Annotated in this window: 20 protein-coding genes; 10 read left to right on the top strand and 10 right to left on the bottom strand. The window is 49.1% G+C overall.

Annotated elements, in window-relative coordinates:
- Window positions 1-180: 180 nt before the first annotated feature.
- The 8 genes from cphA to OUY18_RS08785 all read right to left on the bottom strand — a co-directional run bounded on the left by cphA (window position 181) and on the right by OUY18_RS08785 (window position 8,494).
- Window positions 181-2,784, bottom strand: coding sequence for a cyanophycin synthetase (gene cphA, locus OUY18_RS08750; RefSeq protein ID WP_268058394.1), 2,604 nt, complete (start codon window positions 2,782-2,784; stop codon window positions 181-183).
- Window positions 2,774-3,583 (bottom strand): cyanophycinase, encoded by an 810-nt coding sequence (locus tag OUY18_RS08755; RefSeq protein WP_268058395.1) that lies wholly within the window; start codon window positions 3,581-3,583, stop codon window positions 2,774-2,776. The genes cphA and OUY18_RS08755 overlap by 11 nt, the downstream gene beginning before the upstream one ends.
- A gap of 16 nt (window positions 3,584-3,599) precedes the next feature.
- On the bottom strand, window positions 3,600-4,691 hold the full coding sequence (gene iadA / locus OUY18_RS08760; protein ID WP_268058397.1) for a beta-aspartyl-peptidase: 1,092 nt from the start codon (window positions 4,689-4,691) through the stop codon (window positions 3,600-3,602).
- A 131-nt stretch (window positions 4,692-4,822) separates the two neighbouring features.
- Window positions 4,823-5,341 (bottom strand): 6-carboxytetrahydropterin synthase, encoded by a 519-nt coding sequence (locus tag OUY18_RS08765; protein WP_268058398.1) that lies wholly within the window; start codon window positions 5,339-5,341, stop codon window positions 4,823-4,825.
- A gap of 3 nt (window positions 5,342-5,344) precedes the next feature.
- A complete protein-coding gene (locus tag OUY18_RS08770; RefSeq protein ID WP_268058399.1) occupies window positions 5,345-6,727 on the bottom strand; it encodes a TIGR03111 family XrtG-associated glycosyltransferase in 1,383 nt (460 codons plus the stop codon).
- Window positions 6,711-7,307: an exosortase family protein XrtG gene (gene xrtG / locus OUY18_RS08775; RefSeq protein WP_268058400.1), complete on the bottom strand. Its 597-nt coding sequence runs from the start codon at window positions 7,305-7,307 to the stop codon at window positions 6,711-6,713. The genes OUY18_RS08770 and xrtG overlap by 17 nt, the downstream gene beginning before the upstream one ends.
- The gene (locus OUY18_RS08780) at window positions 7,304-8,086 is read right to left on the bottom strand and encodes a Firmicu-CTERM sorting domain-containing protein (RefSeq protein ID WP_268058401.1); all 783 of its coding nucleotides are present in this window, start codon (window positions 8,084-8,086) and stop codon (window positions 7,304-7,306) included. The genes xrtG and OUY18_RS08780 overlap by 4 nt, the downstream gene beginning before the upstream one ends.
- A gap of 39 nt (window positions 8,087-8,125) precedes the next feature.
- The gene (locus OUY18_RS08785; protein ID WP_268058402.1) at window positions 8,126-8,494 is read right to left on the bottom strand and encodes a 6-carboxytetrahydropterin synthase; all 369 of its coding nucleotides are present in this window, start codon (window positions 8,492-8,494) and stop codon (window positions 8,126-8,128) included.
- Between the two features lie 286 nt (window positions 8,495-8,780).
- Here OUY18_RS08785 and OUY18_RS08790 point away from each other — a divergent pair, with 286 nt between their 5' ends.
- The 5 genes from OUY18_RS08790 to ade all read left to right on the top strand — a co-directional run bounded on the left by OUY18_RS08790 (window position 8,781) and on the right by ade (window position 15,625).
- Window positions 8,781-10,232 (top strand): glycosyltransferase family 39 protein, encoded by a 1,452-nt coding sequence (locus tag OUY18_RS08790; RefSeq protein WP_268058403.1) that lies wholly within the window; start codon window positions 8,781-8,783, stop codon window positions 10,230-10,232.
- A gap of 204 nt (window positions 10,233-10,436) precedes the next feature.
- Entirely contained in the window at window positions 10,437-11,498 is a 1,062-nt protein-coding gene (locus tag OUY18_RS08795; RefSeq protein ID WP_268058404.1) for an NAD(P)-dependent alcohol dehydrogenase, read from the top strand.
- A gap of 344 nt (window positions 11,499-11,842) precedes the next feature.
- Window positions 11,843-13,390: an ABC-F family ATP-binding cassette domain-containing protein gene (locus OUY18_RS08800; protein WP_268058405.1), complete on the top strand. Its 1,548-nt coding sequence runs from the start codon at window positions 11,843-11,845 to the stop codon at window positions 13,388-13,390.
- Window positions 13,362-13,589 carry a hypothetical protein gene (locus tag OUY18_RS08805; RefSeq protein ID WP_268058406.1) on the top strand — a complete coding sequence of 76 codons (228 nt, stop codon included), beginning with the start codon at window positions 13,362-13,364 and terminating at the stop codon, window positions 13,587-13,589. The genes OUY18_RS08800 and OUY18_RS08805 overlap by 29 nt, the downstream gene beginning before the upstream one ends.
- A 239-nt stretch (window positions 13,590-13,828) precedes the next feature.
- The gene (gene ade / locus OUY18_RS08810; protein WP_268058407.1) at window positions 13,829-15,625 is read left to right on the top strand and encodes an adenine deaminase; all 1,797 of its coding nucleotides are present in this window, start codon (window positions 13,829-13,831) and stop codon (window positions 15,623-15,625) included.
- Window positions 15,626-15,724: 99 nt separating this feature from the next.
- Here the strand turns inward: ade and OUY18_RS08815 are convergent, their stop codons facing one another.
- Entirely contained in the window at window positions 15,725-17,179 is a 1,455-nt protein-coding gene (locus OUY18_RS08815; RefSeq protein ID WP_268058408.1) for an MDR family MFS transporter, read from the bottom strand.
- Window positions 17,180-17,516: 337 nt separating this feature from the next.
- Here OUY18_RS08815 and OUY18_RS08820 point away from each other — a divergent pair, with 337 nt between their 5' ends.
- The 5 genes from OUY18_RS08820 to OUY18_RS08840 all read left to right on the top strand — a co-directional run bounded on the left by OUY18_RS08820 (window position 17,517) and on the right by OUY18_RS08840 (window position 23,821).
- Window positions 17,517-18,536, top strand: a complete 1,020-nt coding sequence (locus tag OUY18_RS08820) for a leucine-rich repeat protein (RefSeq protein ID WP_268058409.1) — start codon at window positions 17,517-17,519, stop codon at window positions 18,534-18,536.
- A 29-nt stretch (window positions 18,537-18,565) separates the two neighbouring features.
- Window positions 18,566-19,933 carry a VWA-like domain-containing protein gene (locus OUY18_RS08825; RefSeq protein WP_268058410.1) on the top strand — a complete coding sequence of 456 codons (1,368 nt, stop codon included), beginning with the start codon at window positions 18,566-18,568 and terminating at the stop codon, window positions 19,931-19,933.
- Entirely contained in the window at window positions 19,923-21,476 is a 1,554-nt protein-coding gene (locus OUY18_RS08830; protein WP_268058411.1) for an ATP-binding protein, read from the top strand. Before OUY18_RS08825 ends, OUY18_RS08830 begins: the two co-directional genes overlap by 11 nt.
- Window positions 21,477-21,583: 107 nt before the next feature.
- Window positions 21,584-23,377, top strand: coding sequence for an ABC-F family ATP-binding cassette domain-containing protein (locus OUY18_RS08835; protein WP_268058412.1), 1,794 nt, complete (start codon window positions 21,584-21,586; stop codon window positions 23,375-23,377).
- 189 nt (window positions 23,378-23,566) lie between these two features.
- Window positions 23,567-23,821: a hypothetical protein gene (locus OUY18_RS08840; RefSeq protein WP_268058413.1), complete on the top strand. Its 255-nt coding sequence runs from the start codon at window positions 23,567-23,569 to the stop codon at window positions 23,819-23,821.
- Window positions 23,822-23,919: 98 nt separating this feature from the next.
- On the opposite strand, the gene tlp is transcribed toward OUY18_RS08840, so the two are convergent.
- Window positions 23,920-24,150 carry a small acid-soluble spore protein Tlp gene (tlp, locus tag OUY18_RS08845; protein WP_268058414.1) on the bottom strand — a complete coding sequence of 77 codons (231 nt, stop codon included), beginning with the start codon at window positions 24,148-24,150 and terminating at the stop codon, window positions 23,920-23,922.
- Between the last annotated feature and the right edge of the window lie 42 nt (window positions 24,151-24,192).

A 24,192-nucleotide genomic window follows, 5' to 3' on the forward strand; every position in this document is an offset into this window, starting at 1 on the left:
TTGAAATCATTTTTCGATCTCATACTGTATAGACAACTTCAAACCAATTTTGCAACACATTATTTTCAAAAAATGTAAATTTATTTTTGAAAGACAGCGGATATCTGTTCTAAAAACAAAAAGGGACCATGGAAAAATCCATGGTCCCGGTCTGCCGAATGAATCAGCAGGCGCTTTTCGTTATTCCGCGGGCTTTGCGCCGATCGAGTTTAAATATTCCTCGAGGGGCTCCAGTTTTTCGTACAGCACGACGATCAGATCGCCGGGATTTGCGCTGCCGACTGCCGCTTTCAGGGCTTCCAGCTCGTTTTCAATTATCTGTACGTTCTTCTGCTCGTAATTTTTTTCGAGGATTGCGTTTTGAAACAGGTTTGCAACTTCCAATGGTTCTCTGCCGCGCTTGTCCAAATCCTCTTTAATATAAATCCGGTCGAACGATCCGGCGCATAAAGCGCCTACGGAGCGGATCGCTTCATCGCTGCGGTCGCCGGGCATTCCGATTACGCCGACCAGCCGGGACGAATCAAACCGCTTGCAGGCCCCGATTACCTGCCGATATCCCGGAAGGTTATGCCCGTAATCCAGCATGACATGAAAATTCTTTACGGCGTACCGGTTGAAGCGTCCGGTATTTTGCCTGTACGACCGCAGACCCTGCGCAATTTTATCGACGGATATCCTCAGCGCGTAAAGAGCGGCGGCCGCGGCAAGTGCATTTTCAATATTACATTCGATTTTTCCGGAGCAGGTAATCGGTATTTCCGTTATGGGAATGAGCGAAATGAGGGTCTCTTTATCCTGTATCCGAATCCAGCCGTCCTGCGCGAACACCCGGATTTGCCCGCCCCCGGCCGCCTTTTCGAACCGGTTGCTTTTGGAAAAGAGAATCACGTTTGCTTTGGTTCGTTCCATTAAAAACGGCGTCATGTTGTCTTCCGCGTTAAAAACGGCGTAACCGTTTTCCTTTACGGCTTCCGTAACCAGTGATTTTACAAAAGCGAGGTCTTCCAGCGTTTCGGTTCCGTCCATTCCCAGATGGTCTTCGGCGATATTCATTACAATTCCGACGTCGGCGAGATCGTAGCCCAGGCCTTCCCGGATAATGCCGCCGCGGGCTGTTTCCAGAACCGCACAGTCGATCTCCTTGTTGGATAAAAGGGTTTTCGCGCTCCTTGGCCCGGAATGATCGCCTTTAAAGATGCATTTTCCATTCACGAAAGTCCCGCTGGTGCTGGTTAACCCAACCTTTCTGCCGGCTAAAGACAGGGTATGTGCAATCAGGCGTGCGGTCGTTGTTTTTCCGTTCGTGCCGGTAACGGAAACAATCGGGAAATGATAGGATTCTTCCGTGGGGAACAGAAGATCGACGATATCGCCCGCCACATTCCGGGGTGTGCCCTCACTCGGGTAGATATGCATGCGGATGCCGGGCGCGGTGTTTACTTCCACAATCGCGCCGCCGGTATCCAGAATGGATTTTGAAAGATCTTCCGTAACAATATCAATGCCCGCGATATCAATTCCGATGGATTTGGCGGCCCGCACGGCAAGCTCCGCGTTTTCCGGATGAATCCGGTCGGTGCAGTCGATTGCCGTGCCTCCGGTACTCAGATTCCCGTTTGCGCGCAGTTTTACAACGCGGCCTTCTTCCGGAACGGAATCTACGGTCAGATTCTCGCTTTTCAGAATACCGACGGAAATTTCGTCAATCCGGATTTTTGTAAGCGGCTTCTCATGCTGATCGCCCCGGTTTTCATCAAGGTTTACCAAGTCGACAAGCTCCTTGACCGTATGCTTCCCGTCCCCGGTAACCATGGCGGGGAGCCGCTTTGCCGCCGCGCTGACTTTATTTCCAACGACTAATACGCGGTAGTCGTTTCCCGTTACAAATTTTTCAACGATCACGCCGTTGCCGTATTTGCATCCCTCGTGAAAAGCGTTTTTAATATCCTCTTCGCGGTCGAGATTTAGGACGACGCCCTTCCCCTGATTTCCGTCACAGGGCTTTAACACCACGGGAAGGCCGATTTGTTTTGCCGCGATCACGGCGGAAAATTCAGAATACACAACCTTGCCGTAGGGAACGGGAATATGGTTTTCAGAAAGAATGGTTTTCGTAAGCTGTTTGTTGCAGGAAATATCGGCGGCAATGCAGGAGGTTGCGTCCGTCAGGGTGGACTCCACAATCCGTCTGTACTTTCCGTAACCCAGTTGGACAAGGCTTTCATGGCCAATTCTGGTTACCGGAATCCCTCTTTTTTTCGCTTCCTGCACGATCGCCGTGGTACTTGGCCCAAGCTCCGCGTCGATGGATATCTTTTTCAGGTAGCGCATAAAAGTCTGCGTGTCCGGATCCTTATCGTTCAGAAAGCAATTTAAGATAAAAACGGCGGTTTTTCCGCATTCCAGTCCGCAGACCTCGTTCTGAAACTCATAAACAAGGGAATAAACGGACGGCTCTTCCAGAACACGGGTCTTCCCGTATTTCACTTCGTAGCCGAGCATAAACTGCATTTCCAGAATAACATGCTCCAAAACATGCGCAAGGTAGGTTCCTTCCTTTAACCGTTCCAGAAATCCCCCCTCGTATCCCAGGCTGCAGCAGTTTTTTTTGAGCCCGGGGAAGGCTTTCAGCAGGCGGTCATGGAACCCTTGAATATCCTTGGTTGGAATATTGCTGTATTCACCGATATCCACAACCAATTTCATAATGGGCCTGTGGCAGTATATATTCCGGCCCGGATAGGTAATGAAGTCCAGAATTCGTATTTTATCAGTTCCCATCTTTTAAACGTAAAACCTTTCTTTCAATCAGATCAAATCCGTACCCCTGGGGCAGCGCGTGAACCGTTACGCCCATAATGGCAAGGATTTCATCTGGGTTTAGTTCGGAAACATTCGAACACTGAATTGATTTTCCATCGATGACCGTTACCGCGTTGGAACCGATAATTTCGAAGTGCAGGTCGGGGTAGACTTTGATTGCGGTATCTTCATCAATCCCGATCCCCAATACATCGGGATTTTCCGCAACCCCGCAAAGCAGCCGCCCGAAACGGCCGCGCTGGTCAAAATGCTGGTCGATAATCACGCCGTTCAGGAGGCCCAGCCCCGGGGCCATTTTCAGGGTACATTTCCGGGCGGGCTCGTTATCCTTGCCCTGAACCACCATAGTGGAGGTCATTACAGACGCGCCCGCGCTGGTTCCCATAATGATTCCGCCCTCGTCGTAAAGCTTTTTTAATTCGCGGTACGCTTTTGTTCCGCCCAGAATACTGGTAATGCGCAGCTGGTCGCCGCCCGTCATGAAGATGCATTTGGATTTTCGGATAAGCTCGCAGTATCTGTCGTTTTCCGCGTTTTCACGTGTGTTGATATTTAAAATCTCAATGTTTATTACGCCAAGTCTTTTAAAAACTTCATGATAATTTTTTCCGACTTCCTCCGGCTTTTCCGTCGCCGTTGTCAGAACCGTCAGAACGTCATTACCGGAAAGCATTTGAGGCGCCTGTTTTAAGATCACGCTGTCGCCGCTTTTGTCTTCCGCGCCGCCGATAATGATAAGGTAGCCTTTCTCTTGCATTCTTTTCACCTGTATTTTAATATTCTTTCAGCAACTTGCCTGAGCAAAACAGTTTTTTCAGTTCGAAATTCCGGTCTGTAATCAGAATATCGGCGTCGCTTCCTTCCAGAAGCGCCCCTTTTTGGGGGTATAACTTCAATACTTTCGCCACATTCCGCGTCACCATGCTGAATGCGGTTTCCGGGTCTACTTTTTTATAAGTAATACAGTGGATGATGTCATCCAAAAGGGTATGAATGCGGCCTACGGAACCGTCCGGCATACTCCCGTTCGCGTCGGAGCTTACCGTGACATTCCTCAGGCTGATACCGGAGCTTATGAGCTGCTCCACCGCGTCCGGGACGGCAATTCCCTCTGTTTCGCCGGACGTAAGGTCGATGTTCCCCCCAGACTTGCAGTATTCCACGGCCTGCTCAAATAATTCCCGCTTCCGGTTTGTGTGGGTGGGGACAAATTCTTCCATAGGGAGTTCGCTCTTTTGCAGCATTTGCAAAACCGGTGTCAAGCCCTGTTTTCCGCTGCCCAGATGCAGATGGACGACGCCGGCTTTTCCGCCCAGCAGTCCCCCAAGATGGGTGTCGGCGGCCATTTTCAGCATTTCATCCAGCCCGCAGTAGGAGGAACGGTGGTCGGAAATCGCGATTTCGCCGACCCCGATCACTTTATCAATAAAGGCAAGATCGCGGATAATGTTTCCGGTAAAGGTTACGGGCGGCATGGTATAAGCGCCGGAATAAAGATAGGTTGTGATTCCCGCCGCATCCAGCGCTTTCGCTTTCGCGTAAAGCGATTCCAGGCTGCGGGTACAGCTGTCCGCGCCGAGCAGCCCCACAAGGGTGGTAACGCCTGTTTCCAGAATTTCATTGATATCGATTTCCGGGATGCGGCTCGCAAAGCCCTGTTCTCCGCCGCCGCCAAGGATATGGACGTGCTGGTCGATGATACCCGGCAGGGCGATCAGGCCGCCACAGTCGCAGACATCCGCGTAATCGCCGCTTAAATGGATTTTCGGCTGTATTTTCTCGATTTTATTGTTGCATATTAAAATATCATTTTTTCCGATGTATTTCGGTGTATAGCATTCAAGACCTTTTAAGAGGATAATCATTATTCAATAATCCTAACATAATATTTTATTTTTTATTATGGGATTATATCCTGTTTTTTATGCTTCATCACGATGCGGAATTCCTTTAGAAATCGTACAGAGGGACAGAAACCAAAAAGGGAACGGTCTGATTAATGGCCGTTCCCTTTTTCCGTCATACGCCGGATTTCCAGCAGAATGCTGTCTTCGGGGTGAAGATATTCGTTGATGATATCGGTAACGCGCTGCTCCTGCAAGGCCTTGTCCGGCTTTGGCAGAGCCTGCTCTTTTCGTTCGAAGCCGCTGCCGTCCGAATAATTCATAACGTAAGATCGGGCAGGCGTTTCGCTGACTTCGATGCTTCGCAGCTCCCAGCCTTTGCTTTTCAGTATCGCATCGATTTCGTCCTTAAAGACTTCGCACATGTTTTCCAAAGTGGGGTTGATCCGGTCGAAAGGTTCCGCCTCATTGATCAGCCGGTCCTGATACTTGTCAAACAGCTTGTCGACAATCGCTTCCATGTCGTTGAAGCGTACAAAATTATCGTTCGTATTCACGGTTACAATGCTGATTTCCCAGGTGTGCGGATGCACTTGGCCGCTATGGCCGTTAATCTGAATCGCGTGATTTGCATTCAGATAAAATTTAAATTTGTACTGTTCAAATCCCAAATTTCAATTCTCCTTTAACCTTAGCTGGACACGTTTCTCTTTATGTATAAAGAAGCAGGAAAAAATAAAGAGGTCGGATCGGACGATCTTTCGGAACTTCGAACACTCTTCCGTAACATTACTGGTGCGCCAGCTGTTGCTTCCTTTAATACTGTTTATAATTCCCGCGACGCGGATCCAGAAAATAACGAAATTGTAGAGCGGCAGCAAAAACGCCAGATAGAGCTTCGGACGGTAGAAATTTTTGTACTCCGGAAAATCGGCAAAGTAGATGTTGACGTTCAAATAGTATAAAAATGTAGTGAAAATATACATACAGTATAAAATCACAACGGACATAAGGATATGATTCACCTGAGAGCCCCAGAATGCAAGGAAAATCAGCGCGAAGTACCAGATCATCCGGGGGAAGACAAACGTGTGGTCAAACAGCAGGACACGGATCATAAAGTTGGAAAAGAACCCGGAAACGAGGGAATACTTTTCCAGATGAAACATATGGGCCACTTCCAGCTCGCCGCGCTGCCAGCGCTGGCGCTGCACGTACAGCTTATTGAAATCTTCAATCGGGTCCACCAGAAAGAACGCATTTTCGCAGATATACACCTTTTGATTCAGCAGCTTGCGAACCTGAAAGGTTACGTGGGTATCCTCGCTGACCGTGTCGGTGTTGTATAACTGTGTTTTTAAGATCGTCGATTTGCGGAACGCGGAAAACGCGCCCGACAAGGTGAAAATACTGTTGAGTTCCGATTCGAAGTTCCTGCCGACCAGAAACGCCTGGCAGTATTCCATAAATTCAAGTTTGCGGAACAGGCGCTTCAAGGGGCCTTTCGTTTGGTTGATTAAATCCGGGTCGGTAAGGACGCTTCCCGTCATGCAGTGTACGTTCAGGTTGTTTTCGAACCGAACGACGATGTTTTTCAGCGCGTCGGGATGCAGTTTCCCGTCGCTGTCGATATGGATGATGTATTTTCCGTCGCTGTTATACAGCGCCATATTGAGCGCTTTGGATTTCCCCTGCTTTGCGTTGAGCCACTGCATGGACAGTTTCGGAAATTTCGCCTGCGCCTTTTGGTAGGCGCGGAAGCTGTCGTCGGTGCTTTTGTTGTTCACCAGTAAAATATCAATCAAATCCACGGGGTAATGGGAACGGTAAACCGATTCCAGACACGCTTCCAAGGTGTCGCCGGAATTGTAAACCGGGATAATCAGCGAGATTTCGGGGAAAAGAATCGGTTCTTTCTCCTTTTTTTGATGCAGCCCTTTTTTCAGCAGAATAAAAAATCCGACAACGGAAGGGATGCCTTCCATCACAAGGGGGATAAATATCCAGGCAAGCCAGAAGACAAACTGGCTGGATAAAAACTTAATGATTTCCTGCATAATGGAAACCTCCGACCTTCTGCCTCTTTATCTGGGATTTTGTAAACACGAGGAAGTATAAGGCAATCGAAAGGACGTAAAACACCATGCGGCCCACGATGGAATGCGCCAGATAGAATGCGTCCAGCCCGTAGTAGTAAACCATCAGGCAGATTAAAAATACGCGCAGGATGTTCGCGGCAAAAATCCACACGACCGCCCCGGTTCCGATAGCCAGTTTCTCCTTGCCGCTGAAAACAGGGAAGAAGAACAGCATGGAAAGAAACGCCATGATTTCAATAATCCCGGAGCATTCGAGATCGATATACAAGGAAATAACGGAGGACTTCGCGTTGGGGACAAACAGAATCCCCAGCTGCGTGGAGGCTTCATACAGATGCGTAGCCTGTCCCACCAGCCCCGAAACGTAGGAAACCAGTCTGGAAAAAGGAACCGACAGGGACGGGCTGACCCAGATCATTAGAAAGATAAAGAGTCCCACGCTGCCCCAGACAAAGGTAAAGAAGTCCAGCTTCGAGCGGTATCCGACCCTGAGAATATAAAGCCACAGCACAAAACAGAGGATGGAGACTGCCGTCATACCTTTTGCTTCCCTTTCTTTTTATAAATAACATATCCGGCTGCGGCTAAAACCGCGCAGATGGAAATGCCGATATAGGGGGCGGTATCCGTGCCGGCGCAGGCGATGTGCCGGTACATCAGGTTTGGCGTAAAGAATTCCAGAACGCGGATATTGTCGGGGTCAATGCGGGGGTTCTGCCGCTTGAACTCCGAAAGGGGTATTTTCAGCTCCAGTTCGTCGTTAAAGCCGCCGGGATTCCTTTTCAGCATGGCCTGCGAACCTTTTGCAATGCTCCAGGAGATGCCGGAGTCGCCGTGCCTTACCTCTACCGGATGAATCCCGTGGTTTAACGAGGGCTTTGTAATCGTTCCGCCTCCGGGCAGTACAACATCAAACATCACTCTTTGTCCGTCGCACCAGAATTCGTAATCGTCTCCGATGATACTTTTATAGTAGTTTGTAGCCATAATAATATGTAAGTAAACGTACCGGTCGTCCCGGTAAAGCGACATTTTGTGGCGTATCGTTGTATTGTAGGGTTTTCCGTTTTCATCGGTATAGGTAATGGTTTCATTTTTCTGTTTTTTCGGATTCCACTGATATTCGATTATATAGGGGTTGTCCCAGTTGTATTCATAAGAATACGGGACATCCTTCCAGTCGTCAAAATTTCCGTCAATCCGGATAACCGAATGATCGGAATTGGCCGGGATTCCGCTTGCCGAAGCGAAAACCGGTGTGGAGTTTAAAACAAGAAGGGAAGCAATCAGCAGTGTAAAAAAACGAAGCTGTTTCATTTTGTACACTTATCCTTTCTAAGAATTAATAAAGCAGAATTAAAAGATTTCTTTTTCTGATATACTGAAAATTCGGGTGGGCGTTTCGCTAATTTCCAGTTTTAATAATTCAAATCCATTTTCGAAGACGATGGTTTTCAAATCACGGTAGAAAACTCTGCCGATATTTTCAATGGTCGGGTCAAGGTTCTGAAACGAAGCGGTCTCATTCAGATACGCTTCTTCGTAGGTCCCCAGATAATCCTCAATAATTTTTTCGATAATATCATATTTGCTAAATTTATCACTTGGATTTTGTATATATAGAATAATTTTTATCGTGTGGGAATGAGCCGACTGCTTTGATAAAGTACTCGGATTGTGCGAAATATGCAGTTTAAACGTATATTTATATGCTTTATTCCACATAACTTCCCTCAAAACGACAATTATCCCTTTCTTTTTATTTTATCATAATTTTTTCAATTTGTAATCAAGAAAGTAAAAACTGTTGCTAAAATTCTATCGATTCTTTCAAAAAGGAGTGCGGATTTTGAGTAAACATGTTGTGTCTTCCAGTATCAATCGGCTTGTGCATCTGTTTTATGAAAAACCATGCTCCTTTCCGGAGTGGGTATTCTTCATATTGCGGTATATATTTTTGTTTATTTTTACCTGCATTTTCTTGAATGTATGCTTTTTTAACGCAAGCAGTATGTTTCAATTCAATATGCCGTTTTCGATTACGATTGCGGGTATTCTTTTGCTGGCCCTCCTTTTTCTGCTCTATAAAGCGCGGGGGGCGAAAAAGAGCCGCAGGTTTCCTGTTCCGGCCGCCGCCGGCGTTCTTCTTCTGCTTTTTGCCGTGCAGGTCTTCATAGCGCAGGCAATCTACCGCCCGATCGGGTGGGATTGCAGTACGATTGTGGAATGTGCCGCAAAGGGGGATTTATCCTCGCAGACCTTCTATTTTTCTACATACCCGAACAATTTGCTGATGTTCTGCCTGCTGAAATACCTGTTAAAGGCCTTTTTCTATTTCGGCGGCGTCGATTACTGGCTGTTTTTATCGGTCGTGAATATTCTTATTGTGGACCTTACCATTTTTCTGGTGTTTCTGATTTGCAGAAAACGGTTCGGAAACACCTGCGGATTTGTCTCGCTGCTTCTGTTTGTTCTGATTTTCGGCCTGTCCCCGTGGCTCGTGGTGCCGTATTCCGATACGTTTTCCATGATTTTCTTCCCGCTTATTTTCCTTCTGTTCCTCAGGTGGCAGGAACAAAAACAGATTTTCCGAAAGGGCGTGCTTCTGTTTTTGATCGGCTTTTTGTCGATGGTCGGGTATTATATTAAACCCTATACGCTGATTGCACTGCTTTCGATTGTCATTTATTTGTTCATTCAAAATTTGAACCGCCTGAAACAGTTCGGATTCTTCCTTTTGTCCTCCGTCCTGATTTTTGCGGGCGCGGCGAGTTCCTGTGCGCTTTATAATACAACCGTTAAGGAGCCTTATTCCAAAATTCTGGACTATTCCCAAACCCTGCCGATGTCGTATTTCTTTATGATGGGATTAAATACAACGGTGTCGAAGGGAACGGGCAAGGCGCTTTACGGCGCATACAGCGGCGAGGATAATTTATTTGCTTACACGCTGAAAACGCCGGAGGAAAAGAAAGCCGGAACGCTCCGGGAAGCGAAAAGGCGAATTGAAGCGTATACCCCCCGGGGATACGCCCGGTTTTTATACAACAAGGCGAACTGGGTATTCAGCGACGGAACCTTCTGGGTGGAAGGGGAGGGCTACGATGTCGATCAGCCGAGCATCTCCACTTCTCCGCCAAGCAAATGGGTTCAAAGCTATCTGCGTTTTTACGGAGCGAATTACCCGCAGTTTGCCAATCTGATGCAGGCTGTCTGGATTGCGCTGCTTTTTCTGCTGATCTGCCCCTTGCTGAATAACAGCGGCGATTACAAAAATGCCTTTGTCAATATCCTGCGAATCGCCGCATTGGGATTTTTGCTTTATCAGCTTTTGTTTGAAGCCCGGCCGCGTTATCTTATTGCGGTTCTTCCGGTTTTCGTCCTCCTTTCGGCCTGCGGTTTCGCCAATTTTCATAAGAACTTTTACAGTTATCCGGAAACGGATTTTGAAGTTCCCGATTAAGAAAATAAGCCTGCGGCGGATCGCGGGCTTATTTTCTTAACTTCGGTACGCCGGATTGCATGGAAAACAACCGGGAACAACACACGGACTTTATTTTCCTTTTAAAACAGGAGGGATGATTGACTGCCAAAAAATTGGATACTATAATGGATGTATGTTAATCTTTAGATTAACAAGTAACGAATAGGTAAAAGGAGTAATGAAATGAAAGGTTTTGCAATGTTAGGAATCGGAAAAACCGGCTGGATTGAAAAAGACCGTCCCGCCTGCGGACCGATGGACGCAATTTGCCGCCCGATTGCTCTGGCCCCTTGTACATCCGATATTCATACGGTTTGGGAAGGCGCTCTCGGAGACCGTAACGACATGATTCTCGGTCATGAAGCCGTCGGCGAGGTTGTTGAAGTAGGCAGCCTTGTGAAAGACTTTAAACCGGGCGATAAAGTAATCGTTCCCGCGATTACCCCGGACTGGAATTCCCTTGAGGCACAGGCTGGCTACCAGATGCATTCCGGCGGTATGCTCGCAGGCTGGAAATTTTCAAACTTTAAAGACGGCGTATTCGGAGAATTCTTCCATGTAAACGACGCCGACGGCAATTTAGCGCTTCTGCCGGAAGGAATGGACCCCGCGGCGGCCTGTATGCTTTCCGACATGGTGCCTACAGGATTTCACGGCGTAGAGCTTGCCGATATTCAGTTCGGCGACAGCGTTGTCGTTGTCGGTATCGGGCCGGTAGGCTTAATGTCGGTGGCGGGCGCGGCTCTTCGCGGCGCTTCCCGTCTTTTTGCGGTCGGCTCGCGCACCAATTGCGTGAAAGCGGCGAAGGAATACGGCGCTACGGATATTATCAATTACCGTGAAGGCGACATCGTAGACCAGGTTATGGAAAAGACAAACGGCAAGGGTGTTGACCGCGTTGTAATCGCAGGCGGAAATGTCGATACGTTTGCACAGGCGATTCGGATGCTTAAGCCGGGCGGAAGAATCGGCAACGTCAATTATCTTGGCGAAGGCGATTATATCAAGATTCCGCGCGTCGAGTGGGGCTGCGGCATGGGCCATAAAATGATTGCCGGCGGCTTAATGCCGGGCGGCAGACTTCGCATGGAAAAGCTGGCTTCTCTTATGGTAAACGGCAGACTGGATACCAGCAAGCTGGTTACCCATCGCTTTGAAGGCTTTGATAAAGTGGAAGAGGCGTTAATGCTGATGAAGGATAAGCCGAAGGATTTGATTAAACCGGTTGTCACCATCAAGTGGTAAAAGAGTAGAACACGAAAGCCGTCCGTATTTTTTGCGGGCGGCTTTTTCTCTGTTTTGGCCCAAAAACCGGCGGCCTCGCGGCTCACGGAAGATGCTTGATTGACAAAAAGAAAGCCGTATGCTACAATTTAGGAAATTAAAGAAATGGGTGAAAAGATGCGTAAATAATCTATTTTTCGAGTAAAACAGAACCGCTTTCAAAGGCCTGCTGCGGCAGTCCTTGTTCTGTTGCCGAAATGTAGATGATACGCGATCATGCCTGACTTTACAGTACAGGTATGTCTTTTCGTTATGATCTGCTTTCGGTTATCTGAAAGCAGATTTTTTTATAAAGAGGCGATCTGATGCTGCAAATAAAGAATCTGACAATCACCCACCTGAAAGACCTCCGCGTTCTTCTCCGGGATTTTTCCTTTACCCTAAACAGCGGCGATAAGGCGGTGATTATCGGGGAAGAGGGAAACGGAAAATCCACGCTTTTAAAGCTGATTTATCAATCGGAGCTGGTAACGGACTATGCTGAGTTTACCGGTGAAATTCTGAAAAAAGGAATGAAGTTGGGCTATCTGGCACAGGAGCTTTCAAAGGAGCAGAAAGACCGGAGTATATGGGAATTCTGCTCGGAGAAATCGGAATTTTATGACCTTACCCCAAAAGAGTTATCGAATATTGCGACCCAGCTTGGATTAGAACCGGGAATGTTTTATTCCGATCAGAAGGTAGGTACCCTTTCGGGCGGAGAAAAGGTAAAACTTCAGTTGGCGGGGATTCTCATGACGAAGCCGGATGTGCTGCTGCTGGACGAACCGTCCAACGATCTGGATATTGAAACGCTCGAATGGCTTGAAAAATTCATGAATTCGTGTGCTCTTCCGATTCTTTTTGTATCCCATGATGAAACATTGATCGAGAATACCGCGAATGTTGTGATTCATATAGAGCAGGTCAGGCGAAAGACCCTTTCCCGCTATACCGTTGCAAGGATGCCCTACCGGGAATATGTGGAGGAGCGGCTATCGAGTCTGACAAAACAGGAACAGCTTGCGCGCAAGGAGCGGAGCGAATACGAAAAGCAGCAGGAGAAATTCCTGCAAATTCAGGCCAAGGTGGAGCACCGGCAAAACGCGATCTCGCGCGGAGACCCGCATGGCGGGAAGATGCTGAAAAGAAAAATGAAAGCCGTAAAATCGATGGGCCGGCGTTTTGAAAAGGAACATGAAAATTTAACGCAGATTCCGGATGTGGAAGACGCGATGATAATTCGGTTTGAAGAATCGGTTTGCATTCCCAACGGGAAAACCGTTCTGGATTTTCAGCTTGCTAAACTGACGGTTGGCGATCAGCTTTTATCGGAGAATATTGCGTTAACCGTAACAGGCCCTGAGAAAGTTTGCATCATCGGGAAAAACGGAGCGGGAAAGACCACGCTGCTTAAAAAAATAGCGGAGATTCTGCTGGAGCGAACCGATTTAAAAACCGCCTATATGCCGCAGGACTACGAAGACCTTCTTGATTTGAGCAAAACGCCGCCGGAGTTTTTATCGGAGACAGGCGACAAGGAGGAGATAACGAAAATCCGGACGTTTCTGGGAAGCATGAAATATACGCCGGATGAAATGGAGCATGCGATAGCGGAGCTGTCGGGCGGGCAGAAAGCAAAGCTTCTGTTTCTGAAAATGATTTTTAACGGCTGCAACGTCCTGATTCTGGACGAACCGACACGAAACTTTTCTCCTTTGTCCAATCCCGTTATCCGCGACGTTTTAAAGTCATACCGAGGCGCGATTATCAGCGTGTCCCATGACCGTAAGTATATCCGTGAGGTTTGCGGCAAGGTTTACAGGCTGACAGAAAAAGGGCTGGATGCAATATATTGCGGAAAGGACGTTTGACGAAGAAGCGCCGCGAAAGTGGTATGCGGATAGGAAAGCGCCGGAGTACGACTTGTTGATCGGCCAGAGTATTTTCCTGAACGGCGCAAATTTTAAAATCGCCGGAATTCTGAAAAGCAAGGGAACCTCCATGGCGGGTTCCAATGACAACTGTGTTTTCCATTTCAGAAAGCCTGTACGCCGAAAAGACTGCATTTAATATTTTACAAGACCGGCCTTCTGCTTTATAATAAGGAGTATAGCATTTCTGGTTAAATTTACTTTGTTTCAAAAATTCTTAATAATTTATGTAGAAGGGTCAGAAAGGATTTTTCTTCCTTTTTCAAGCTTGGCATAATTTGAACAATTTGGTAATTCATGAACAAGGACTGAAAAACCAATTCCGTCAACAAAAACAGGATACATCAAAATATATCAAAGAAATTTGGAGGTCTACAGATGATAAACACATTTTGCACTTCCCCACTGTGGGAATGCAGTCAAACCCTAGCCGCGGTTGCGCAGGGAAGGGAGCCCGCCGAAACGGTCATTTGCAATGCGAAGCTGATTAATGTCTGTACGGGTGAAATTCTGCCGGATATGGATGTTGCGATTGCCGCCGGAAGAATCGCGCTGGTGGGCGACGTAAAACATTGTATTGGGGAAAACACAACGGTGATCGACGCGAAAGGGCAGTATATTGCCCCCGGCTTTTTAGACGGGCATATTCATGTGGAATCCTCCATGATGAGCGTGGGCGAATACGCGCGCGCGGTTGTGCCGCACGGAACAACCGGAATCTATATGGACCCTCATGAAATCTGCAATGTGCTGGGGCTTGACGGGGTTCAATGCATGATTGAAGACTCCAAACGCACGCCGCTGAAAACCATGGTTACCACGCCGTCCTGCGTTCCGGCCGTACCGGGTTTCGAAGACACCGGCTCGTTTGTCGGCCCCAAAGAAGTAGCGGAGACGATGAAGTGGGACAGTGTGGTCGGCTTGGGCGAAATGATGAATTTCCCCGGAATCCTTTCCTCCGACGGGCATGCGCACGGGGAAGTGGCGGAAACGCTGAAAGCGAATAAAATCGTAACCGGGCATTATTCCATGGCGGAAACCGGCCGGGGGCTGAACGCTTATATCGCGTCCGGCGTGCGCTGCTGCCATGAGTCGACCCGTGAGGAAGACGCGCTCGAAAAAATGCGCCGGGGCATGTATGCCATGTTCCGCGAAGGCTCCGCGTGGCACGATTTGCATGAAGTGGCAAAGAGCATTACGCAGCATAAAATCGACACCCGCTTTGCGGTGCTCATATCGGATGATACCCATCCGTACACCCTCTTGACACAGGGTCACCTTGACCACATTGTGCGCCGCGCGGTCGAGGAAGGAATTGACGTCGTTACGGCGATTCAGATGGTCACCATCAACTGCGCGCAGTGCTTCCAGATGGATCACGACCTTGGCTCGATTGCGCCGGGGAAATGCGCGGATATCGTATTCATTGATGATCTAAAGAAGCTGAATATTACGAAGGTGCTGGTGAACGGAAAAGTGGAAGCCGAAAACGGGGAATTGGTGCGTCCACTCGGGGAATACCATTATCCGGAATGGGCGACGAAGTCCATGCATGTCCGCGACGCTATCACGCCGGACTCCTTTAAAATTCCCGCCGAGGGGCAGGAGGTAACCGCGCGCGTAATCGAAATTATTCCGGAGCGGGTCGGTTCCTTTGAACGCCACGCAAAATTAAAGGTGCAGGACGGACAGGTTTCGTCCGATACGGCACAGGATGTTTTAAAGACCGCGGTTTTTGAGCGCCACCACGAAACTGGAAAAGTCGGGTTCGGATTCGTAAAGGGATTCGGCATCCAGTGCGGCGCGATGGCCTCCACCGTGGCGCACGACGCACACAACCTGCTGGTGATCGGAACCAATGATGAGGATATGGCGCTGGCGGCAAATACGCTGATCGCGTGCGGCGGCGGCATGACCGCCGTGCAGAACGGCAAGGTGCTGGGTACGGTTCCGCTCCCGATCGCCGGCCTGATGAACGACAAACCGCTGGAAGAAATGAGCGAGATTGTGGAAAATTTAAGCAGCGCGTGGAAACAGATCGGGTGCAGCATTGTCTCCCCGTTTATGACGATGGCGCTGATTCCGCTGGCCTGCCTGCCGGAACTCCGTTTAACGGACCGCGGCTTGGTGGACTGCACTACCTTCCAGTTCGTCCCGCTGTTTCTTCCGAATTGATGAAATTTAATTCTATTGTTATACAATTAAGAAGGACGGGAAAAGCAGACCGCTTTGCCCGTCCCTATTCTATGCATAAGAAAGCCGCGAGGAATTTCCTCACGGCTCTGCATTTCTCTTTCTATCAGGCATGCAGATTGATAAAATCAAAGCCAGGCCGGATACAACGATAAACAAGATAAACAGGACGTGCAGGGAGTTGTTTAACGATAATTTTGTCAGCTCGGCGGTCACGGCAGGATGATTTGCGGAGGACTTATATAAATTCCCGGGGTCTACTCCCGGAATGCCCCGTGCAACAAAGAATTTTGTGATGGATAGATTGAAAATACTTCCGAAGATGCTGATTCCGATTGTTTCCCCCAAAGTCTTTACCAGAGAATTCGCGGCGGTTGCGGCGCCCCTTTTGCTGTATTCCACGGACTCCTGCACCATGATGGTCAAAGTCGTAAAAGCGCCGCCGAATCCGAATCCCATTAAGAATACGTAGATCAATACGAAGATTAAGGGGGACTGAATCCCTAAAGTCGGCAATAACAAAGTACTGATCAGTACAATCACGATGGAAATCAGGTTTGCTGTTTTTCCCCCGCGCCGGACCATGCATCTCCCAAGGACAACCGACGCGATCAGCCACGAAATCGACATCGGCGCCATGCTTAATCCGGAGATTTTCGCGCTGAAACCCAGTACATTTTGCAGGTAGATCGGCATATAGCAATCCATTCCGATCATGATGGTGGAGGCGAAAAAGCAAATTAAATTGATGCTGCTGCTTTCCTTTGTAAAGATAGCAAAGGGGAAAATGGGCTCCTTGGCTTTCTTTTCAATCCGATAGAACAGGAACAGCAGGAGAACCGTCGCGGCGGTGGACAGCACAAGAAATCGATTCTGGTTTGCATTCGCGCTATCGATTGATAAAAACATATTCAGGAAAATCATCATTGCCGCGGACAAAGTGATGATTCCGGCAAAGTCAAAGCATTGCTTTTTCTTTTCAAAGTTTTCCTGAATGTTTTTCTGAAGCAGAATCACGGAGAGAATGCCGAAGGGAATATTAATAAAAAAGATCCAGTGCCATGTCAGCGTTTCGATGATGATGCCGCCCAGAAACGGCCCGGCAAGGCTGGCGATTCCCCATACCGTGCCCAAAGCCCCCTGCACCTTCGGCCTTTCTTCCAGCGTAAAGACATCCCCGACGATGGTGTATGTAACCGTAAAAATGGAACCGGCGCCAAGCCCCTGAATGACGCGGAATCCGATCAGCATATACATGTTTTGGGATAATCCGCACAGAAAGCTTCCGGTTATAAAGATGAAAATTCCGATGGAAAGAATATTTTTTCTTCCGTAAAGGTCGGACAGTTTTCCGTAGATCGGGGTGGAAATGGCGGACGCCAGTAAATAGACGGAAAAAACCAGACTGATAATCTGAAATCCCTGCAAGTCCTTTACAATCGTCGGGATTGCGGTTGTAACGACTGTTCCTTCCACGGCGCCTAAAAACATGGCCATCATGAGCGCGGTTATTAAACTTCTCTTTTTTGAATTCATTCTATTCAATCATCCTTATCCGTTTCAGAGCAAATCGGCTGCGGTCTGTTTAAGGGAAACGCAGTTCCGATTTCTTTTTTATTCACGTAAATTTAGAGAGTAATTCTTATCTTATCATTTTTAATGGCTTAAACGCAAGGAAAATTTTCATATTTCAGAAGATTATGCAGCCTATCGAATCAACTGGCAAAGTTTCGTTGAAAAAGCTTAAAGTTTCCGTGAATTTGTAGTATAATAACTGCAATGAAGGCGGCGATACAAATTTCAACAAATTTTCGGGGAGCCGAACCCACGGGGTTTGTGCCCCCTTTTTGTATGAGCCGCGAAGGTCGAAATCATGAAGGGGAAGGGATGCATCGGTTTGCAGCGGGAAACAGGAACGATCGGTCTGAAAATACAATATATCCCGGTTCGGGACGGGGCGGCCGTCCTTTCTTGTGAAGGCTTCGGCTCCGTTATCCGTCTTCCGGAAAGAATTGACGGGCTGCCGGTTCGGGAAATCTGCGCATACGCGTTTTCTGCTCCGGGAGCCGCCGCCAAGCATCTGCCGGCCGGGGCTGGAATCCGGTCTGCGGCGGTGGGAAATCCTGCCGCGCCGGGCAGGGAGGAGACATTCCTCGGCGGCGCTTCCCTACGGAAAGTGGCCCTGCCCCAAGGGGTGCAGGCAATCGGCGAGTACGCGTTTTATAACTGTGCTTCGCTGTCCCGTATCCGCCTTTGCGCCGGAAGCGCGCGGATCGGCAACGGCGCGTTCATGAACTGCGGCGCTCTGCGTGAAATTGCGTTTTCCGCATCCCCGGACGAACCGACATGCCTGCCCGGCCTTTTGACGGAGATACAGCAGGAGGTGCGCGTTGCCTTTCGCTCCGGAAACGAAACCGCCGTGTGGATTTTCCCCGAATATTTCGAGGAATCCGTGGAAAATGCGCCCGCGCATATCTTCGAGCATTTTATTCACGGGGCGGGCTACCGCTACCGGCAGTGCTTTCAGGGATACCGGCTGGATGCAGGGAATTACGATCAGCAGTTCCCGATGGCAAAGGTGGAGGCCGAACCGAAAACGGCGCTGCGTATCGCGCTGGAGCGCCTGCGGCATCCGTTTGATCTTTCGGACACCGCCGAAAAACAGTACCTTACCCATTTAAAGGAGAACGCCGCCGCCGCGGCGAGCCTGCTTATCGAAGCAGATGACCCGGAAGGGCTTGTATTTTTAGCCGCGCACGGTGTTTTAACACGGGAAAGTATCGGCGCAGCAGTGGAAGAGGCGGTGCGCCGGGGGCGTGCGGAATGCCTGAGCGTTTTGCTCAACGAACAGCACGTCCGGTTTGCCCCGAAGGAAAAAACGTTTGAACTGTAATGCCATCGAAAAAGAAGGGAGGCAAAGCCATGCAGGAGGAAACGGAAGAACGGATTCAGAAAATCGGAAATGAAATTCTAACGGCGTCGCGCGCGGAATTATACCTTCATATGCGGTTCCTTGACCTTGCGCTCAGCGTCCTTTCTTACGAAATGCGGCCTTCCACGGCGTTTATGGGTACGGACGGAACCAGCCTTTTTTACGATCCGGACAAGCTGATCGACCGCTACCGCAGAAACCGTATCCTTGTGAACCGCGGCTACCTTCATTTGGTGCTCCATTGTATTTTCCGCCACCTTTGGAAGCCCCGGCGGGAAGACCGGGAACTCTGGGACCTTGCCTGCGATATTGCGATGGAATTTGTGCTGGACGGCCTGCCGTACCGCAGTATTCGGCTTCCCTCCACAAGCTTTCGGCAGAATTTTTACGATACCCTTCGTGCAAAGCTTAAAGTGCCCACAGCGGAAGGAATTTACATCATGCTGGAAGAAATGCGTCTGCCGGTGTGGCAGCGCGACCGGCTGGAACGGGAATTCCGTATCGACGACCATTCCTTCTGGCCGAATCCGGACGGAAATCCGCCCGGCGGCGCGCCAACGCCCCGGCAGAAATGGGACGACATAAGCCGGAAAATGCAGACCGATATGGAAACGCTTTCGCGCGACCCGGCCCAACAGTCCGAGGCTTTGTTGCAGCAGGTGCGGGTGGAAAACCGGGAACGGTACGATTACCGCCGTTTCTTACAAAAGTTTGCCGTCCTGCGCGAGGAACCCCGGCTGGACCCGGATTCCTTCGACCCGATTTTTTACACCTACGGCATGCAGCTTTACGGGAACCTGCCGCTCATTGAACCGCAGGAAACGCGGGAAACCCGAAAAATCGAGGACTTTGTCATCGCGGTGGATACCTCCATGTCCTGCTCCGGGCATCTGGTACGGGCGTTTCTGGAACAGACCTACTCGGTGTTAAAAGATACGGAAAGCTTTTTCCGAAAGGTGAATATCCATATTATCCAGTGTGACGAAACCATACGTTCCGACCGGAAAATCACCAGTGAAGAGGAACTGCGGGATTACATGGACCATTTTGAATTGATCGGGAACGGCGGCACCGATTTTCGCCCCGTTTTCCGTTATGTAGATCAACTGCTCAAGGAAAAAGCGTTTCGCCGCCTGAAAGGGCTGATTTATTTTACGGACGGTCGGGGCGTTTTTCCGCAGCACCGCCCGCCCTACGACGTCGCGTTTGTATTCCTGCGGGAAGATTACACCGACGCCGACGTTCCGCCGTGGGCCATGAAGCTGATTCTGGAGCCGGACGACTTCGAGAGTCCGCCCGAGACCCCGCCGAACGGCCAAATCGATGATTGGGAGGAACTGCCTCATTATGAATATTAAAAATGCAAAAGAGGAAATCGAAAATACCGTACGGGCCTACCTGCAGCGCGACGAAAACGGAAATTACCGTATCCCCGCCATCCGTCAGCGCCCGCTGCTTCTGATGGGCCCTCCCGGCGTGGGCAAAACGCAGATTATCGAGCAGGCCGCCCGGGAATGCGGCGTCGCTCTGGTGGCTTATACAATTACGCACCATACAAGGCAAAGCGCCGTGGGTCTGCCGTTCATCATCAAGAAAACCTATGACGGGCGGGAGCATTCGGTGACGGAGTATACCATGAGTGAGATTATCGCTTCCGTGTACGATAAAATGGAGAGCACCGGGCTAAAAGAAGGCATCCTGTTTATCGATGAGATCAACTGTGTTTCCGAAACGCTGGCTCCGACCATGCTTCAGTTTTTGCAGGGCAAAACCTTCGGCAACCAGAAGGTTCCGGAGGGCTGGATTATTGTTACGGCAGGGAACCCGCCCGAATATAACCGCTCGGTGCGTGAATTCGATATCGTTACGCTGGACAGGGTGCGCAAGATGGATATCGAGCCGGATTTCGCCGTCTGGAAGGAGTACGCCTACCGGCAGTCCATCCATGGCGCGGTTCTCTCTTATCTGGAAATCCGGAAAGAAAACTTTTACCGGATTGAAACCACGCCCGACGGTATCCTGTTTGCAACCGCGCGCGGCTGGGAAGATCTCTCCGAGATGATCGGCGTATGCGAAACGCTTTCCCTTCCGGTCGGGCAGGAGCTGGTTCTCCAGTATATCCAGAACCCCGCCGTCGCAAAGGACTTCGCCAATTACTATGAGCTTTATAATAAATACCGCGACGATTACCGCGTGGATGAAATCCTTAACGGGCATTTTTCGGATGAGGCGGTGAATAAGCTGCGGCTTGCCCCGTTTGACGAAAAGCTCAGCGTGATCGGGCTGCTTTTAAGCAAGCTGAACGAATCCTGCCGGCAGGCTTATCTGACCGACCGGTATACGGAGGCTTTGTTTGAAAAGTTGAAGGAATGGAAAGCACTGCTGTCCGACGCAAAGGACACACCGGATGGTTCCCTGCGGCAATTGGCGCAAAAAGAAGAGGATACGCTTGCCTTGCGCAAAGAAAACGGGCAGGCAGGCGGCGAGGAGGAAACGGTTACCCGCCGTTTTATCCATACGCTGGAAGACTACGCGGAAGTGCTCAAGATGGCCGATCTGCGCGAAGCCGACGCCGCGTTTGCGTTCGTAAAAGGGTGTTTCGGGGAAGAAACCGCGAAACGCAAAGAAGAAATCGCGTCCGTTTCGGCGGCGCTGGAACACGCATTTGCCTTTATGACGGCGGCATTCGGCGAAAGCCAGGAGATGGTGGTCTTTGTTACGGAACTGACGGTGAACTTTTACACCGCCAAATTCATTCTGGAAAACGGCTGCGACCCCTATTATGTTTATAACAAGGGCCTTCTGTTCAGCGACCGGCAGGAAGGGATTTTAAAGGAGATCGACAGCCTGCGCGACGCTCAAAGCGACGGGGAACAAGATCGAAATAGAATGGAATTTTAAGGACTTTCCGAACTTCGGTCAAGGCCGGAATCGGAAGAGGGCGAAGAATTCAACAAAAAATACAGACGCTGTTGAAAACAGATCATGATGCAAAAGAGGTTGAGAAAGTGCTGCTATTAACTGCGGAGAAAATAAGCAAAAGCTACAGCGAAAAACCCCTGCTGAAAGACGTTGTGCTTGGCATTAACAGCGGGGATAAGATCGGTTTAATCGGAATCAACGGAACGGGAAAATCCACGCTGCTGAAAATTGTCGCGGGGCTGGAAACGCCCGACAGCGGAACCGTTACAAAAGCCGGAGGCGTGCGCGTGGGCTATCTTCCGCAGAATCCGTTGTTTGAAGACGGAGTCACCGTGCTGCAGCAGGTGATGCGCGGCGTTTCGGAGCAGCAGCGGGAATCGAAAATATATGAATGCAAGGCGATTCTTACAAAACTGGGAATCAGCGATTTTGACGAGCCGGTCAGCCGCCTTTCCGGCGGGCAGAAAAAACGCGTTTCCCTGGCGAGCACGCTGGTAACCCCTGTGGAGGTGCTTGTCCTCGACGAGCCTACCAACCATATGGACAACGATATGGTGGATTGGCTGGAGGATTTCCTGATCCGTTACAACGGCGCGCTGCTGATGGTTACGCATGACCGCTATTTTCTCGACCGCGTTACCAATAAAATCGTTGAATTGCAGGATGGAAATTTATATTCCTATCAGGCGAACTATACGAAATACCTTGAGCTGAAAACGGAACGGGAAGAAATGACCGCCGCAAGCGAGCGCAAACGGCAGACCCTTCTTAAAAAAGAGCTGGAGTGGATTCAGCGCGGAGCCCGTGCACGGGGCACTAAGCAAAAGTTCCGTGTGGAGCGCTTTAAAGAAATGAGCGCGCAAACGGTTGACCTTGAACAGGAAAAATTGAAAATGAGTTCCCTAAGTTCAAGGCTTGGGAAAAAGATTATCGAGATTGACAATATCTCCAAGTGTTATGGCGACCGGCAGCTGATTTGCGGCTTTTCTTACAATCTGCTGCGCGGGGACCGTGTCGGCATCATCGGCGCAAACGGCTGCGGGAAATCCACCTTATTAAAAATCATCGTCGGAAGTGTGCCCGCGGACAGCGGAAAAGTCGAGGTAGGCGAAACGGTGCGGATCGGCTATTTTTCGCAGGAGTGCGAAGAAATGGATACCGGTTTGCGCCCGATCGATTACATCAAGGATATCTCCGCGGAGGTGGAAACGCCGGAAGGAACGCTGACCGCATCGCAGATGCTGGAAAAGTTCCTGTTTTCGCCGGACTTGCAGTACACCACCATCGGCAGGCTTTCCGGCGGGGAACGCCGCAGGCTGTATCTGCTGGGCATCCTGATGCAGGCGCCCAATGTTTTGCTGTTTGACGAACCCACAAACGACCTTGATATCCAGACGCTCACCATTTTGGAAGATTATCTGCAAAACTTTTCGGGCGCGGTCATCGTCGTATCGCATGACCGCTATTTCCTTGATAAAGTTGCGGAACATATTTTTTCCTTTGAGCAGGACGGCAAAATTTATGATCTGATCGGCGGCTATTCGGAATATTTGAAACGGAAAAAGCAAAACCAGCAGGAGGAGAAAAAACCAACGGCTGAGAAGCCGAAAACCGACACCCGTGTAAAATCCGGGAAATTGAAGTTCTCCTTTAAGGAACAGCGCGAATTCGAAAGTATTGACGGCGTGATTGCGGACTTGGAAGAACAGATTTCCAACATCGACACGGAAATTAAAAAAGAAGCAAGCAACTACGTTCTTTTATCGGAATTGATCGCCAAAAAGGAAGCGCTTGAAGCGGAGCTGGACGAAAAGACGGAGCGCTGGGTTTATCTGAACGACCTGTCCGAGCAAATAGCGAAGCAGAGTAAGGAAACTTAATATTCCTTTCCGTTTTCTGCGGAGCAAATTTTATAAAGAATAAATTTCTTTTTGTAATTCTTTCTTTTCCGTTTCGTTTAACGGTATTCTTTCTTTATTTCTATCTGTTTTTTAATTCCCGAATGCATAATCAATTCACGAACCGACTATAATGTATGTAAAAGTATGAAACATAAAGGAGTTGTTTTTATGCCGCGTGGAGTACAAAAATCCGTAGAAGAAAGAATCGCCGTTATTGATCAAGAAATCGGAGAAATGAACGAACGTCAGAAAAATATTGAAACGAAAATAAAAAATTTAGAAGCAAAAAAACAAATGCTGCTGAATGAGAAAAAGCAATCCAAGCTGGCGGAACTTGCCAGCTTACTGGAAGAATCAAAGCTATCGCCGGAAGAAGCAATCCAGAAATTAACGGAATCCAAATCCGGAAAAGAATCTGCGTAAGAACCTGTTTTCGCAGTATAGAATAAAAGAGGAGCGCAGCCGAAATGGCTTCGCTCCTCTTTCCTTGGACGCAAGAAATATTTTATTTAATAGGATCGTTACGATTGATATCCGTTTTTGCGGGCGTTGGCTTCGTCGCGGATTTCACTGCGCATGCCTTTCAGGGCATCTTCGCGATTATCATTTTTCTCTATCAGGTTTTTCCGCATGGTATCGTCGGAAGTTTTTTCAATCATATCGTCTGCTTTGCGTATATTTTCAATGGTATGATTGATATTTTCCTGAATACGCTCTACATTGTCGCTGCGGTCGTCCGGTTTCGGTTTCATTTTCGATTCTCCTTTCACAGTCGCTGCTGATTTTATTATTTT

The sequence above is a fragment of the Caproiciproducens galactitolivorans genome (assembly GCF_026672255.1).
In the GTDB taxonomy this organism is placed as follows: Bacteria; Bacillota; Clostridia; order Oscillospirales; family Acutalibacteraceae; genus Caproiciproducens; species Caproiciproducens galactitolivorans_A.

Bases quoted from the DNA above. Each gene is read 5' to 3' on its own strand.
- cphA (WP_268058394.1), bottom strand. From the start codon at position 2,784: ATGGGAACTGATAAAATACGAATTCTGGACTTCATTACCTATCCGGGC.
- OUY18_RS08755 (WP_268058395.1), bottom strand. From the start codon at position 3,583: ATGCAAGAGAAAGGCTACCTTATCATTATCGGCGGCGCGGAAGACAAA.
- iadA (WP_268058397.1), bottom strand. From the start codon at position 4,691: ATGATTATCCTCTTAAAAGGTCTTGAATGCTATACACCGAAATACATC.
- OUY18_RS08770 (WP_268058399.1), bottom strand. From the start codon at position 6,727: ATGCAGGAAATCATTAAGTTTTTATCCAGCCAGTTTGTCTTCTGGCTT.
- xrtG (WP_268058400.1), bottom strand. From the start codon at position 7,307: ATGACGGCAGTCTCCATCCTCTGTTTTGTGCTGTGGCTTTATATTCTC.
- OUY18_RS08780 (WP_268058401.1), bottom strand. From the start codon at position 8,086: ATGAAACAGCTTCGTTTTTTTACACTGCTGATTGCTTCCCTTCTTGTT.
- OUY18_RS08785 (WP_268058402.1), bottom strand. From the start codon at position 8,494: ATGTGGAATAAAGCATATAAATATACGTTTAAACTGCATATTTCGCAC.
- OUY18_RS08790 (WP_268058403.1), top strand. From the start codon at position 8,781: ATGTTTCAATTCAATATGCCGTTTTCGATTACGATTGCGGGTATTCTT.
- OUY18_RS08795 (WP_268058404.1), top strand. From the start codon at position 10,437: ATGAAAGGTTTTGCAATGTTAGGAATCGGAAAAACCGGCTGGATTGAA.
- OUY18_RS08800 (WP_268058405.1), top strand. From the start codon at position 11,843: ATGCTGCAAATAAAGAATCTGACAATCACCCACCTGAAAGACCTCCGC.
- OUY18_RS08805 (WP_268058406.1), top strand. From the start codon at position 13,362: ATGCAATATATTGCGGAAAGGACGTTTGACGAAGAAGCGCCGCGAAAG.
- ade (WP_268058407.1), top strand. From the start codon at position 13,829: ATGATAAACACATTTTGCACTTCCCCACTGTGGGAATGCAGTCAAACC.
- OUY18_RS08815 (WP_268058408.1), bottom strand. From the start codon at position 17,179: ATGAATTCAAAAAAGAGAAGTTTAATAACCGCGCTCATGATGGCCATG.
- OUY18_RS08820 (WP_268058409.1), top strand. From the start codon at position 17,517: ATGAAGGGGAAGGGATGCATCGGTTTGCAGCGGGAAACAGGAACGATC.
- OUY18_RS08825 (WP_268058410.1), top strand. From the start codon at position 18,566: ATGCAGGAGGAAACGGAAGAACGGATTCAGAAAATCGGAAATGAAATT.
- OUY18_RS08830 (WP_268058411.1), top strand. From the start codon at position 19,923: ATGAATATTAAAAATGCAAAAGAGGAAATCGAAAATACCGTACGGGCC.
- OUY18_RS08840 (WP_268058413.1), top strand. From the start codon at position 23,567: ATGCCGCGTGGAGTACAAAAATCCGTAGAAGAAAGAATCGCCGTTATT.
- tlp (WP_268058414.1), bottom strand. From the start codon at position 24,150: ATGAAACCGAAACCGGACGACCGCAGCGACAATGTAGAGCGTATTCAG.